15 protein-coding genes and 1 pseudogene are annotated in these 12,858 nt (G+C 62.0%); 8 read left to right on the top strand and 8 right to left on the bottom strand.

Annotation, left to right across the window (positions count from 1 at the left end; genetic code table 11):
• The first annotated feature begins 106 nt into the window (after nt 1–106).
• From GA0061101_RS08225 to GA0061101_RS08215, 3 genes and pseudogenes are all read left to right on the top strand, one after another.
• Nucleotides 107–1,204, top strand: a complete 1,098-nt coding sequence (locus tag GA0061101_RS08225; RefSeq protein WP_092573450.1) for a branched-chain amino acid aminotransferase — start codon at nt 107–109, stop codon at nt 1,202–1,204.
• A 190-nt stretch (nt 1,205–1,394) separates the two neighbouring features.
• A pseudogene (locus GA0061101_RS08220) lies at nt 1,395–1,547 on the top strand (NAD(P)-binding domain-containing protein); the annotation flags it as partial.
• A gap of 115 nt (nt 1,548–1,662) precedes the next feature.
• The gene (locus tag GA0061101_RS08215; protein WP_167669536.1) at nt 1,663–2,715 is read left to right on the top strand and encodes an NAD(P)H-dependent flavin oxidoreductase; all 1,053 of its coding nucleotides are present in this window, start codon (nt 1,663–1,665) and stop codon (nt 2,713–2,715) included.
• A gap of 92 nt (nt 2,716–2,807) precedes the next feature.
• Here the strand turns inward: GA0061101_RS08215 and GA0061101_RS08210 are convergent, their stop codons facing one another.
• The 3 genes from GA0061101_RS08210 to GA0061101_RS08200 all read right to left on the bottom strand — a co-directional run bounded on the left by GA0061101_RS08210 (nt 2,808) and on the right by GA0061101_RS08200 (nt 4,359).
• The gene (locus GA0061101_RS08210; protein WP_092573448.1) at nt 2,808–3,059 is read right to left on the bottom strand and encodes a DUF2312 domain-containing protein; all 252 of its coding nucleotides are present in this window, start codon (nt 3,057–3,059) and stop codon (nt 2,808–2,810) included.
• A gap of 171 nt (nt 3,060–3,230) precedes the next feature.
• Nucleotides 3,231–3,536: a DUF1244 domain-containing protein gene (locus GA0061101_RS08205; protein ID WP_037196416.1), complete on the bottom strand. Its 306-nt coding sequence runs from the start codon at nt 3,534–3,536 to the stop codon at nt 3,231–3,233.
• Between the two features lie 28 nt (nt 3,537–3,564).
• Nucleotides 3,565–4,359 (bottom strand): N-formylglutamate amidohydrolase, encoded by a 795-nt coding sequence (locus GA0061101_RS08200; protein WP_092573447.1) that lies wholly within the window; start codon nt 4,357–4,359, stop codon nt 3,565–3,567.
• Between the two features lie 202 nt (nt 4,360–4,561).
• On the opposite strand from GA0061101_RS08200, the gene GA0061101_RS08195 reads away from it, so the two are divergent.
• The 4 genes from GA0061101_RS08195 (at nt 4,562) to GA0061101_RS08180 (ending at nt 8,280) form a co-directional block, all read left to right on the top strand.
• Entirely contained in the window at nt 4,562–5,050 is a 489-nt protein-coding gene (locus GA0061101_RS08195) for a DUF1036 domain-containing protein (RefSeq protein ID WP_037196594.1), read from the top strand.
• Nucleotides 5,050–6,489: a pyruvate kinase gene (gene pyk, locus GA0061101_RS08190; RefSeq protein WP_047555350.1), complete on the top strand. Its 1,440-nt coding sequence runs from the start codon at nt 5,050–5,052 to the stop codon at nt 6,487–6,489. The genes GA0061101_RS08195 and pyk overlap by 1 nt, the downstream gene beginning before the upstream one ends.
• Before the next feature lie 129 nt (nt 6,490–6,618).
• A complete protein-coding gene (locus tag GA0061101_RS08185; protein ID WP_092573446.1) occupies nt 6,619–7,500 on the top strand; it encodes an NAD(P)-dependent oxidoreductase in 882 nt (293 codons plus the stop codon).
• A gap of 144 nt (nt 7,501–7,644) precedes the next feature.
• A complete protein-coding gene (locus GA0061101_RS08180; RefSeq protein WP_092573445.1) occupies nt 7,645–8,280 on the top strand; it encodes a LysE family translocator in 636 nt (211 codons plus the stop codon).
• Nucleotides 8,281–8,284: 4 nt separating this feature from the next.
• Here the strand turns inward: GA0061101_RS08180 and GA0061101_RS08175 are convergent, their stop codons facing one another.
• The 4 genes from GA0061101_RS08175 to GA0061101_RS08160 all read right to left on the bottom strand — a co-directional run bounded on the left by GA0061101_RS08175 (nt 8,285) and on the right by GA0061101_RS08160 (nt 10,715).
• Nucleotides 8,285–9,256, bottom strand: coding sequence for a threonine ammonia-lyase (locus tag GA0061101_RS08175; protein WP_037196595.1), 972 nt, complete (start codon nt 9,254–9,256; stop codon nt 8,285–8,287).
• A gap of 90 nt (nt 9,257–9,346) precedes the next feature.
• Nucleotides 9,347–9,919 carry a DUF4865 family protein gene (locus tag GA0061101_RS08170; RefSeq protein ID WP_092573444.1) on the bottom strand — a complete coding sequence of 191 codons (573 nt, stop codon included), beginning with the start codon at nt 9,917–9,919 and terminating at the stop codon, nt 9,347–9,349.
• Nucleotides 9,920–9,921: 2 nt separating this feature from the next.
• Complete coding sequence (locus GA0061101_RS08165) at nt 9,922–10,317, bottom strand: cupin domain-containing protein (protein WP_092573443.1); 396 nt, start codon at nt 10,315–10,317, stop codon at nt 9,922–9,924.
• A 5-nt stretch (nt 10,318–10,322) separates the two neighbouring features.
• Nucleotides 10,323–10,715, bottom strand: a complete 393-nt coding sequence (locus GA0061101_RS08160; protein ID WP_037196427.1) for a tautomerase family protein — start codon at nt 10,713–10,715, stop codon at nt 10,323–10,325.
• A gap of 114 nt (nt 10,716–10,829) precedes the next feature.
• Between GA0061101_RS08160 and GA0061101_RS08155 the strand changes: the two genes are divergently transcribed.
• Nucleotides 10,830–11,783 (top strand): LysR substrate-binding domain-containing protein, encoded by a 954-nt coding sequence (locus tag GA0061101_RS08155; RefSeq protein WP_092573442.1) that lies wholly within the window; start codon nt 10,830–10,832, stop codon nt 11,781–11,783.
• Here the strand turns inward: GA0061101_RS08155 and GA0061101_RS08150 are convergent.
• A complete protein-coding gene (locus tag GA0061101_RS08150) occupies nt 11,749–12,789 on the bottom strand; it encodes an alpha/beta fold hydrolase (RefSeq protein ID WP_092573545.1) in 1,041 nt (346 codons plus the stop codon). The two genes, GA0061101_RS08155 and GA0061101_RS08150, sit on opposite strands and share 35 nt — an antisense overlap.
• Nucleotides 12,790–12,858 lie beyond the last annotated feature (69 nt).

Raw genomic sequence — 12,858 nt, 5'->3', positions numbered from 1 at the left:
GCGCGGCAACAGGCGTAAACGCAATCAAATACCACCCGATTTGGTTTAGGTTTTCTCTCGGGAGATGGGCGGCGAAAGTCGCGACAAATGAAGCATTGGAGGAGCCATGAGTAACGGCGACGCATTAACGTTCGACATTCAGAAAAATCCAAGCCCAGCAACGGCTAGCGAGCGGGAGACCCTGCTGCAGAATCCGGGCTTTGGACGCATATTCACCGATCACATGGCGACGATCCGCTATTCGCAGGATCGCGGTTGGCACAGCGCCAAGATCGAGCCGCGCAAGGCGCTGGCTCTCGATCCCGCGACCGTGGTGCTTCACTATGCGCAGGAAATCTTCGAAGGCATGAAGGCCTACCATCTGCCCGATGGCGGAGCGGCACTTTTCCGCCCCAGCGCCAACGCGCGACGTTTCCACAATTCGGCCGAGCGGCTGGCCATGCCGACCTTGCCCGAGGATCTGTTCGTCGAATCCGTGCGTGAGCTGGTCAAGATCGATCGTGACTGGATCCCGACCGCCGAGGGCGCGTCGCTCTATCTCCGGCCATTCATGATCGGCTCGGAGGCCGCGCTCGGCACAAGGCCCGCGACCGACTATCTCTATTGCGTCATTGCCTCCCCGGTCGCCTCCTATTTCAAGGGCGGCGCGTCGGCTGTCACGCTTTGGCTTTCCGAGAATTTCACCCGTGCGGCCCCTGGCGGCACCGGTGCTGCCAAGTGCGGCGGCAACTACGCCGCAAGCCTTTCCGCGCTCGCCGAAGGCCAGCGTGAAGGGTGCGAGCAGGTCGTCTTCCTCGATGCTGTCGAAAAGCGCTGGATCGAAGAGCTCGGCGGCATGAACATCTTCTTCGTCTTCGACGATGGTTCGCTGCAGACGCCGCCGCTGACCGGCACGATCCTGCCGGGCATCACGCGCGACTCGCTGATCAAGCTCGGTCGCGACATGGGCCTGACCGTTCGCGAGGAGCCTTATGCCATCGATCAATGGCAGGCCGATGCCGAGAGCGGGCGTCTGCGCGAAGCCTTTGCCTGCGGTACGGCAGCGGTGGTGACGCCGATCGGCAAGCTGAAGGGCCGCAGTCACGGCTTCACCATCGGCGACGGCAATGCCGGCCCTGTAACGCTGCGCCTGAAGGCGGCACTGACGGACATCCAGTTCGGTCGGGCGCCGGACAAGCATGAGTGGTTGGACCGGCTGTTCTGAGCCGGAGTAACCGCATGATCCGTGCCGAGCTCTGAGCAGGCCCTGGATCGATACTCGGCGGAAGAAGGAATTCCGCCGAGCCCTGACATGTGAGACCGCATAGTCACCCGAAACATCGGAGTCGCTACGGTGACCAACGAAAAGCGAACATCCCGGCGCCGAGCGAGGCGAGGGGAGCGGCTTTGTCGGTCTCGGCGTCATGGGCCAGCCGATGGCACTCAATCTTGCAGGGGCCGGGACGAGGCTCGCCGTGTGGAACCGCTCGCCGGCGGCGGCCGATCCGCTGCGGGCAGCAGGCGCGGCTGTGGTGGCAAGTGTCGAGCTCGGCAAACGGCCGGCTTGATATGATGTCCGTGCTCGAGGCCCGCATCGTGGCGCTTGGCCACTCCTAACAAACCGCCGCGCGATGCCTATGTTGGATTGAGACTCAAACGGGCATAGCTGAAAGGAAGATGGACATGTCTGCCCCTATGGACAGCAATCTTTTTCACAAACTCGGATTGAAGCATCCGCTGATCGTCGCGCCGATGGCGGGCGGTCCTTCGTCGCCGGAACTCGTCGCGGCCGCTTCCGCTGCGGGCGCGCTTGGGGCCATGGGAGGCGCTTATTACAACGCGGCAGCCATCGAGGCATTTGCCGCCCAGGTGCGCCAGCAAACCGACAAGCCGTTCGCCATCAACCTGTTCATTCCTCATTCAATACCCGAAGTCGGCGCGGATCAGGTCGAGCGAGCGGCAGCTGCGACGGCGCACTATCGCGCGGAGCTGGAGCTGCCTGCGCCGCAGCTTAGCGCCCCTTACGAAGAGGATTTCGACGCGCAGTTCGAAGCCGTGCTGCGGGTAAAGCCTGCATGTTTCAGCTTCGTCTTCGGATTGCTATCTGCCGATCATGTCCGGGAGGCAAGGAAGGCCGGGATTCCGCTGATTGGCACTGCGACGACGCTCGCGGAGGCGAGGGCGCTCGAAGACAGCGGCGTCGACGCGATCACGCTGCAGGGCTTCGAGGCCGGTGGACATCGGGGCATATTCGATGCCCATGCCCCGGACCCAGAAATCGGGCTTCGCGACCTTCTGGCACAAAGCGTCGGAAAGATCCGCGTGCCGCTGATCGCAGCCGGCGGCATCATGACGGCGGGCGATATCCGCGTGGCCCTGCAGGCGGGGGCGCAAGCGGTGCAGATGGGCACTGCCTTCCTTACCTGCACGGAAGCCGGAACATCGGCGCCCTATCGCGCCAGACTTCTGGAAACATCGGAGCGCAGGACGCGGACGACACGCGCCTTTTCCGGTCGTTTTGCCCGCGGCCTCGAAAATCGCTTCATGAATGAAATGGAGACGAAGGGCGCAGCCATTCTCCCCTTTCCGGCGCAGAACAAGTTCACGCGGGATATTCGGGGCGCATCGACGGCGAAAGGATCGGCCGACTTCCTGTCCCTCTGGGCCGGAACCGGCAAGGGCGATCTTTGGCAGGGAAGCACTGCCGCGCTGATCGACCGTCTTTTTACGCAATAGAGCCGCTGCATTTCGCGATCCGTGTGCCTAAAAAGCATTGGAGCCGGCAAGCCGGCTCCAAAATCATATCACCAGGCTGAAACCAGCCCTGATCATTCCATGCCGAGTGCGGCCATGTAGGTCTGCAGGATCGATTCTTCCTCCAGCCGCTCGTTCGCGTCCTTCTTGCGAAGGCGGATGATGGTGCGGATCGCCTTGGTGTCGTAGCCGCGTCCCTTGGCTTCGCCCATCACATCCTTGATGTCCGAGCCGATCGCGGCCTTTTCTTCTTCCAGGCGTTCGATCCGTTCGATGAATTGACGCAGTTCCGCCGCGGCCACGTTCTCGACGTTGTTCTCTTCCATGCACTTCTCCTAAAGGGTCCTAAAGGGTCGCTCGAAGCCGGTCGCGAATGGGATCGGTAGGTCACCGATAGGGCACTTCGCTTCAGGGCTTGCGCGGGATTTCGAATTCGATAGGGCAGTTGAACTGCCGCGAATGGAGCTGAAGGTCAAGCCGTCTTGGCCAAAGCGGTGTTATTCTTTCGGCTTGTTCTGCTCAAAAGCTGATTTTTGCACAGCCGAGGCTTCGTTTTGATGCAGCTTTTTCCAGTCCTCATAAGGCATGCCGTAGACCATCTCGCGCGACTCGTCCTTACTGACGGGAAGGCCCGCTTCCTCGGCCGCTTCGCGGTACCAGTTGGAGAGGCAATTGCGGCAGAAGCCGGCGAGGTTCATCAGGTCGATATTCTGAACGTCGCTGCGTTCGCGCAAGTGCGCCACGAGGTGGCGGAAGGCGGCGGCTTCGAGTTCCGTCTGCTGTTCCTTGGTGAGTGCGCTCATCTCTTTTCTCCTCGATTCGCTCGCTGCGTCATGCCTCGTAAGGACCAGTGCGCGACTGATATCGCTTGTATTCGTGCAGCGCCGGATCGGCATTCATCTCGGCAAAGATCCGTGCCAGCCGATCGGCCCATTCGACGATACCGGTCTCATCGCCGATCAGATCCTGGCGGACCTCCAGCAAAGCATGCGGAATACCGGTCATCATGCAATGGCGGAACATGGTATCGTTCCGCAATGCGCCGTCGTAGGGTTCGTTGTCGCCAATAACGAGATTGGTATCGGCGCCGAGCTTTGCAAGAAGCGGGGTGACGGCGCGATCGTCGCTGTCCCAGAGCACGCTCGCATGCCAGGGTCTCGCGACGCCCTTCCAGGCGGGTGTGAAGGAATGCATCGACAGCACCAGCGGTGCCTTGCCGGTCGCCTCGGCCACCGACGCGATCGTCTCGTCGACGGCGCGGTGATAGGGCCGATGGAAAGCCTCGATGCGGTAGTTCCATTCTTCATCCGTGATCGGATGATTGCCTGGAATGATCGCGCCGTCGGAGATTTTCATGATCAGGGTCGGGTCGTCCTCACCGCGGTTCGGATCGATCAGCAGGCGGGAAAAGCCGCCGAGTACGCCCGGTACGTCCAGCCTGCGACAGAGATGACGGCAAAGACCCTCGATGCCGATGTCATAGACTATGTGTCGGGAAAACGCGGTTTCCGGCAATCCCAGGCGGCCATAGCGCGCGGGCAGATGCCGCATGGCATGATCGCCGAGAATGACCATGCCTTTGTCACGATTGCCGGATATGAATTCAAAAGACTTGAAATCGGTCATGAAGATTGTCGTTTATTATATTTTCAACTCTTTGTTTGATTGCATGCGCGGATGGAAGGTGCAAGGTTCGCCGCTTCGATCGGATGAAGAGGGCGCAGGGTGCCGTCACCATCCCGTGAAGAAAATATAATCGATTAGAGTTGCGTTGACATTCATGGGATGGCGGCGCAAGAAGACGCAACAACGAATAACCGGGAGCCAATTGGAAGCCGTGTCCAGCCAAGTAGCGCCACGTTTCGTTAAGCGGTCAGGGCCGCTCGCCCGAATCGCGTTTCTCATCCTCGCCGTCGCCGCGCCGTTTTTCTTTATGCCGAGTGCGGCTCATGCAGACTTCCGCGTTTGTAACGGTACGCAGAATCTCGTCGGTGTGGCGATCGGTTATCGCGCGAAGGAGGGCTGGGTGACCGAGGGATGGTGGCAGGTTCCGGCGACCACCTGCGCCACCTTGGTCGAAGGACCGCTTCAATCCCGCTATTATTACCTCTACGCAGAAGACGCGGCTCGCGGCGGTCGCTGGGTTGGCGACGTCGAAATGTGCGTAGCGGAAAATGAATTTAAAATCCCAGGTGTGAAGGACTGCTACGCTCGTGGCTACCAGAAGATGGGATTCAAGGAATACGACACGGGACGCCAGGCGAGCTGGATGGTTCAGCTCTCCGAGCCCCCGGGCAGCCAAGAAAGCCAGAACTGATGAGACGCAACCGAAAAGTTAAAATCCTCGCCACGCTCGGTCCGGCCTCTTCTTCCGAGGAGATGATCCAGAAGCTTCATGAGGCAGGCGCAGATCTATTCCGTATCAACATGAGCCATGCGAGCCATGACGTGATGCGCATGCTGATCCAGCGCATTCGCGCCGTAGAGAGCCGTTGCGGCCGTCCGATCGGCATTCTCGCTGACTTGCAGGGTCCCAAGCTGCGCGTCGGCAAGTTTGCTGATGGCAAGGTCGACCTCACGCCCGGCCAGACCTTCACGCTCGACAATCAGGATACGCCCGGTGACAACACTCGCGTATTCCTTCCGCACCCGGAAATCCTGGAATCGGTCCAGCCCGGCCATCGCCTGCTGATCGACGACGGCAAGCTGGCGCTGCGCGCTGAAAAATGCGACGGCAAGAGCATCGTCACGACTGTCATTTCCGGCACGAAGATTTCCGACCGCAAGGGCGTCAGCCTGCCCGATACGCTGCTTGGCGTCGGCGCTCTGACCGAGAAGGACCGTATCGACCTCGACGCTGTTCTCGCCACCAACGAAGTCGACTGGGTTGCCTTGTCGTTCATCCAACGCCCGGAAGACCTGACGGAAGTGCGCAAGATCTCGCATGGCCGCGTCGGCCTGATGTCGAAGATCGAAAAGCCGCAGGCTGTCGAGCGCATCGAGGAAATCATCGAGCTTTCGGACGCACTGATGGTGGCACGCGGCGACCTCGGCGTCGAAATGCCGCTCGAAGCCGTTCCAGGCATCCAGAAACAGCTGATCCGCGCCTGCCGCCGCTCCGGCAAACCTGTGGTCGTCGCGACGCAGATGCTGGAATCCATGATCTCTTCGCCGGTTCCGACCCGCGCCGAAGTTTCCGACGTTGCAACGGCCGTCTTCGAAGGTGCCGATGCCGTCATGCTCTCGGCCGAATCCGCATCCGGCGATTATCCTGTCGAAGCCGTGTCGACGATGGCCTCCATCGCCCGCACCATCGAGCGCGAACCGCATTATCCGGGTATCATCTACGCCCAGCGCGCCCAGCCGGAAGCGACCGGCGCCGATGCGATCTCGCTCGCCGCCCGCCAGATCGCCGAAACGCTGAAGCTCGCCGCCATCGTCTGTTACACGTCGTCCGGCACCACCGGTTTGCGCGCCTCGCGCGAGCGCCCGCAGGTTCCGATCCTGGCGCTGTCGCCGATCATCCAGACTGCCCGCCGCCTCTCCGTGGTCTGGGGCATGCACTGCGTCGTCACCCATGACGCGACCGATCTCGACGATATGGTCAACAATGCCTGCCGCATCGTTGCCGAAGAAGGCTTCGGCAAGCCTGGCGACCGCATCATCATTTCGGCCGGCGTGCCGCTCGGCACGCCCGGCGCCACCAACATGCTGCGCATTGCCTATATCGGTTCGGACGGCCAGTCCGGCGTGTGATCGCCGGCATCCGATCACGGCAGCACCTGAAACATCCGAAACCCGCTGTCGCAAGACGGCGGGTTTTTTCTTGAAGCCAAATTGCCTGCAATCACCCCAAGGCAGGCAGATTGATAAGGAGATATGCCAATGAAAGTCGGATTTATCGGATTAGGGCAGATGGGCAGCGCCATGGCAGCCAATCTTTTGACGGCTGGCCATGAGGTGACGGTTTATAACCGCTCGCGGGACAAGGCCGAGGCTTTGGCCGGCGAAGGCGCGAAGGTCGCTGCGACGGTCGCGGATGCCTGTGGCGGAGAAGCCGTCTTTACGATGCTTGCCCACGACGATGCGCTCTCGGCCGTCGTTCATGGCGATGGTGGCGTGTTGGCGAACCTGGGCAAGGGAGCCGTCCATATCTCCGCAAGCACGATCAGCGTCGGCATGTCCGAGCGGCTGACGAAAGAACATGCCGCTGCCGGTCAGCGCTTTGTTGCCGCGCCGGTTTTCGGCAGGCCGGAAGCTGCAGCCGCGGCGAAATTGTTTGTTACCGCCGCCGGCTCACCCGATGCCATAGAGGTGGTCACGCCGCTTTTCGAGGCCATCGGCCAGCGCACCTTCGTTCTTGGCGAAGAGCCGAAGGCTGCCAATCTCGTCAAGCTCAGCGGCAATTTCCTCATCGCCTCGGTCATCGAGTCGCTTGGGGAGGCCATGGCGCTGGTCGAGAAGGGTGGCGTCGACAGGCATGCCTACCTCGATCTGCTGACGTCGACGCTGTTTAACGCGCCTGTCTACAAGACCTATGGCGGGCTGATTGCCGACCGCAAGTTCAAGCCCGCCGGCTTCACCGCGCCGCTCGGCCAGAAGGATATCCGGCTGGCATTGGCCGCCGGCGAGGCGCTGAATGTGCCGCTGCCGCTTGCGAGCCTGCTGCGCGACCGGTTCCTGACCTTGCTTGCCCATGGCGGCGAGGAGCTCGACTGGTCGGCGATCGGCGCGCTGGCTGCCAAGGATGCGGGATTGGTGGAGTAGTTAACGAGCTGAAGGCTACCGCCGTCGGTAGCCGAGTTTGTGGAGCGTGCAGTTGCAGGCGCGGCAGACTGAAGTCTCTTTCAAGCAACCCCTTGATAAGGGCCGCACCACATGCAACCTTCCCCTCTTAAAGGGGAGGAGATCATGCATCTCACCACGCTGCTAGCCTTCGCCGCCGTCTCCTTCATCGGTATCGCGACGCCCGGCCCGACCGTGCTTCTGGCGCTGACGAACGGCACCCGGTTTGGGGTGCGACGCGCCTTGCCGGGCATGGTCGGTGCCGTGCTTTCCGACGCGGTTCTGATCAGCGCCGTTGCCGTAGGCCTCGGTGCATTGCTTGCGGCCTCGGAGTTTTGGTTTTCAGCCCTGAAATGGGTCGGCGCGGCCTATCTCGCCTTTCTCGGCATCATGATGCTTCGCTCGAAGGGGACGATCGACGGGACCTTGCAGGCAAGTGCAAACCAGCCGAGAGGAACGGCCTTTGCGATCGGCATGAAGAGCTTCATGGTCGCGGTGACCAATCCCAAGGGCTATCTGTTCTTCTCGGCCTTCCTGCCGCAATTCATCGATCCCGCTGCGCCACAGATGCAGCAGTATATGATCCTTGGCGCCATCTTCGCCGCGCTCGATTTCGCAATCATGTTCGGCTATGCAGCTTTCGGCTCGCAGGCCGTACGGGTGCTGAAGTCGGAGGGAGCGAAGTGGCTCGAGCGCGCCTGTGGCGGCGCGCTTCTGGCTTTGGCCGGTTCGCTGGCGCTTTATCGCCGTGCTGTAAATTGAGGGTTTAGCGCCGGCTGAGAGCCGCCTCGAACACCTCGGTATCGACATTGCCGCCCGAGGTGACGGCGATTACGACATCGCCGTCGATATCCTTGCCATGGAAGAGGGCAGCGGCCAGCGCGACGGCGCCGCCTGGCTCCACGACGATCTTCAGGCGGGTGAAAGCAAGCGCCATGGCCTTTTGCGCTTCTTCGTCCGTGACGACAAGGCCGGCGCCGCAGAGGCGCTTCAGGATCGGAAAGGTGATATTGCCCGGCTGCGGCGTGATGATGGCGTCGCAGATCGAGCCTTGCAGCGCGGCATTGCGCTCGATTTTGCCCGATGCCAGCGAGCGGGTGGTATCATCGAAATTCTCCGGTTCGCAGGGGCGGACCTTGAAGCTTGGCGCGCGGGATTCGAGTGCCAGCGCGATACCCGACGTCAAACCACCGCCGCCGCAAGGGACGAGCACGCTCGCGACCTCGATGCCTTCCTCGGCGGCCTGCTCGGCGATTTCGAGACCGGTCGTTCCCTGGCCGGCGATGACCTGCGGTTCGTCGAAGGGCTTGATCAACGTCAGGCCGCGCTCCTTGGAGAGGCGTGCGCCGATTTCGTCCCGGTCTTCCTTGATCCGATCATAGAGCACGACCTCGGCGCCGAAGGCACGGGTATTGGCGATCTTCAGCCTGGGAGCATCCGTCGGCATGACGATGACGGCGGGAATGCCGTGCAGCCGTGCGGCCAGCGCCACACCCTGGGCATGGTTGCCGGACGAGAAGGCGATGACGCCCCTGGCGCGCACCGATGGCTCCAGTGCAGATACCGCCGACCAGCCGCCGCGAAACTTGAAGGATCCGGAATGCTGCAGGCATTCCGCCTTCACGAACAGTCGGCGTCCGGCGATCTCGTCGAGGAAAGGCGAGGAGAGAAGCGGCGTGCGCCGGGCGCGGCCGCCGAGACGAACGCGGGCGGCTTCGATCATAGCAATATCGACCATGGAGGGATCACTCTTCTGCTGTAAGAAAGACCCGCCATCCATAAAGCTCCCCGCTTCCCTTTGGAACAGGGAGATTGTCTCCGTGACACTTCAGCTCGCGCTTGGCAGGGAAAGATGGCCGACATTATAGGCCTGGACGCCTGGTCGCGATGCCTCCGCGGGCGGCTCGGCCAGCAGCCGGAAGCGCACCAGCGTCCAATGTGTCGGCTCGAAGGCGACGATTGAGGCGAGGGCGTTTCCCAGCGATATCGCCACAGAGGCCGCATCACTCTCTTGCTGGCGAAGCTCGGCAAGCGGCACGTGCGGTTCGATTGCGACCACCTCGCGCGTGGCGAAGCGGGCACTGCGGATGTCCCATGACGTATCGGCGCGCCAGACGATCCAGGTGTTTACCTGCGGCCGGCCGAAACTCTCGCTCACGGCCACGAAGCCCGGGCCGCAGATGAAGTCGCTCAGACCCTCTCCTTCTTGCCAGATATAGAAGGGCGCATAGAGATTTTCCCGGCTCGCCGTTACCGCATCGCCTCTCCTGGCGGTGAGATAGGCCTTGAATTTCAGGCCCGGCAGGTTGTCGAGCAAGGGGCCTTTGTCGCGGATACGGCGGTCGATGATCGCCATGTCGTAATCCGCGGGCAGGGAGAAGTTGTATTGCATGGCGATCATCGTCATTCCTCCAGCCAGGTCACGGCGCTACCATCCTGCGCCGCCTGGATGCTGATATAGGCGAAGGTGCTTTCCGGTGCCGCACCGTGCCGATGGCGTTCGTTCGGCGCGAAGGTGATGCAATCGCCGGCGCGCAGTTCCTCAGCGGGACCGCCATGGCGTTCGGCGATCCCGACGCCGGACAGAACGTAAAGGATCTGTCCGTGCGGGTGCGTATGCCAGCGGGTCATGACGCCGGGTTCGATGGTGCAGCGCATCGCGGTCAGGCCGCCGTCCTCGCTGTTTTCGACCAGCATTTCCACCCAGAAGGGCGCGCTGGCAATGCGATCCGGCGAGCGTTGGACGACCGTGCCGGCGCGATGGATTGCGGGCGATTGGCTAGGCGTCGTCTGGTCCATCGTTGTCAGACCTGCTCGATCATCTGCGCGATGCCATCAGCAAAGGACAGATCCTCGCGCGTCGTGGATGTCACGGCAATCATGACGTCCTCGGGGCGAACACCTGGTGCGTCGCCGAGAAGTTCGACGAGCCGGCGATAGAAAGCCTTCTTGACCTCCGTGCTGCGCGGCTTGCCGATGGTTATATCGAAAAAGATGTAATCGTCCGAGCGCTGGCCGTTGACGAGATAGGTCCGGTCGAAGACCAGCTCGTGTGGCTCCAGCTGATGGATTGCCTGGAAGCGATCCGCGGGCGGTACGTCGAAGGTTTCGACCATGGCGCGGTGAAAATTATCGGACAGGACCTTCAGATATTCGGGCGACTTGCCGCGGAGGAGGGTGATGCGGGTGAAAGGCATGGGACGGATGCTCCTGTTTCTGTGTCACTTGACGAGCACAGAATGCCACTAGATAATCATCCTTAAAATCAGATAATTTAGGACTTATGATCCCAAAAATATGGACGATTAGCCATGCGGAAGATCATCTTCGACCTCGACGTCCTGCGCAGCTTCGTCACTGGCATGGAGCTAGGCAGCTTCGCCAAGGCGGCAGACCGCCTTGGCCGCTCGACGTCGGCGATCAGCGCCCAGCTCAAGAAACTGGAGGAGCAGGCTGGCACGCCGATCTTTCGCAAGGCCGGGCGCGGGCTGGCGCTGACCGAGGCCGGCGAGACCATGCTTGCCTATGCACGACGGTTGCTGGACCTGAATGACGAGGCCGCGACGGCGATCCACGGCGCTGAACTGGAGGGCTGGGTGCGGCTCGGCCTGCAGGAGGATTTCGGCGAAACCCTGCTGCCTGATGTGCTTGGCCGCTTTGCACGCGCCCATCCGAAGGTGCGTATCGAGGCGCGGGTGGTGCGCAATGCGGAACTCGTCGAACGGGTGACATCCGGCAAGCTCGATCTGGCGCTTGCATGGAGTGACGGCTTTCGCACCGCGCATTCGGATCGCATTGCCGAAGTGCCAATGTGCTGGGTCGGTCCGGTGCTTGGTGCCGTGCATTGGCACGCCGGCAGCGGCGAACCTCTGCCCCTCGCATCGCTCGAGGCGCCCTGTCTCTTGCGATCCATCGCCACGAAAATGCTTGACCGTGCCGGCATCGGCTGGCGGATTTCCTTTGTCAGCCCGAGCCTCGGAGGGCTTTGGGCGGCAACGGCGGCAGGCCTCGGCCTGACGATACGCACGCCACTCGGCCTGCCCGACAAGGTAAGGCAACTGTCCCCAGGCGAGGCCGGTTTGCCTCTGCTGCCCAAGCTCGATCTCGTGCTGCATCGTGCCGAGGCGGAGGCAAGCCCGGCGACGGATCGATTGGCGTCGATCATCCTGCAGGCGGTGCGGCAAACGGTTGAAGCCACGCCGCAGGGTCGAACCTTCGCGGATGCGCCGGTTACGATGTCGTCACGGCCTGAGACGGTGGGGTAGGTTCGCTCTTGGGGCGGGCGATGCGGATTTCCGCCTGCGCCGCCAATCTCTGCAGGTCGCGCGGCTGACCTGCCAGCCGCTCCATGGCGGCGATCGCGACATCCGTCGTCACGTAATCGGGTTTATGGCCGAGATTGCGGATGGTGATGAGCTCGGAGCCGGGGATATCGCGCGCCAGGCCGCGCGAATGCAGCTTCTCCAGGACGATATCGTCGCTATCACCGGTGATGATGATCGTGGGCGCCTTGATCTCGCGATAACGCGATGCGTGGGCGGAGACATAGCCGAAGAGATTGACGACGTCGGCCGCGTTGTTGCGGAAGGTTTGCGGGCGCAGCACCAGTTCCGGCGCGGTCTTCGCTATATAGTCGGCCGGCCGCTCATTCGGGTGGAAGACGCTGAGCGTGCCGTTCTCGACACGGCGCAGGCCAATCGGGATGACGAACATGTGCGTGAAGAGCCAACCTAAGAAGGGCATGGCGGCGAGGGTATAGTACCAGTCGACGCCGCCGGGCCATGGATGAGTCGCGGGCGCCAGGAAGAGCAGGCCCTCGGTCTTCTCCGGGTGTCGCATGGCGAAAGCGGCGGCGATCGCGCCGCCGAAGGAATGGCCGATGATGATGGCGCTCTTGATGCCGCGTTTGTCCATGAGCCTGGCGATGGCATCGGCCTGGCCGGAGGGCAGGGCGTTTTCGGCAGTCCCACGCTCGGAATAGCCATGGCCGGGCCGGTCGACGAACAGCATTTCCGCACGGCCGCTGAGTGGCGCGGCAAAGGCTTCGAACTGGTCGCGCAAGTTTCCGCTGGCGCCATGGATGAAAACCAGCGGCGGCAGATCCGATGTGGCCGGGCGCGGCACATGCAGGGCATTCAAGCGGTAGCCGCCAACATCCGTAAGCTCGCCGATATTGGGATAGGCTCGCTCGATGGCACGCGTCTTGTAGGCGGAGAAGCCGGCGCCCAAGACAAGAAACACAGCAACGGTGGCAAACAGAGAATCGATCATTGCGGCACGCATCAAATATCGAAAGCCACTAATCTAGCGCAAACCCGCGGCTTTTCATTCTCTTTCGAG

This window comes from Martinezella lusitana (assembly GCF_900094565.1).
Taxonomy (GTDB): domain Bacteria; phylum Pseudomonadota; class Alphaproteobacteria; order Rhizobiales; family Rhizobiaceae; genus Rhizobium; species Rhizobium lusitanum.
This window is presented reverse-complemented; position numbering and strand designations above follow the sequence as displayed.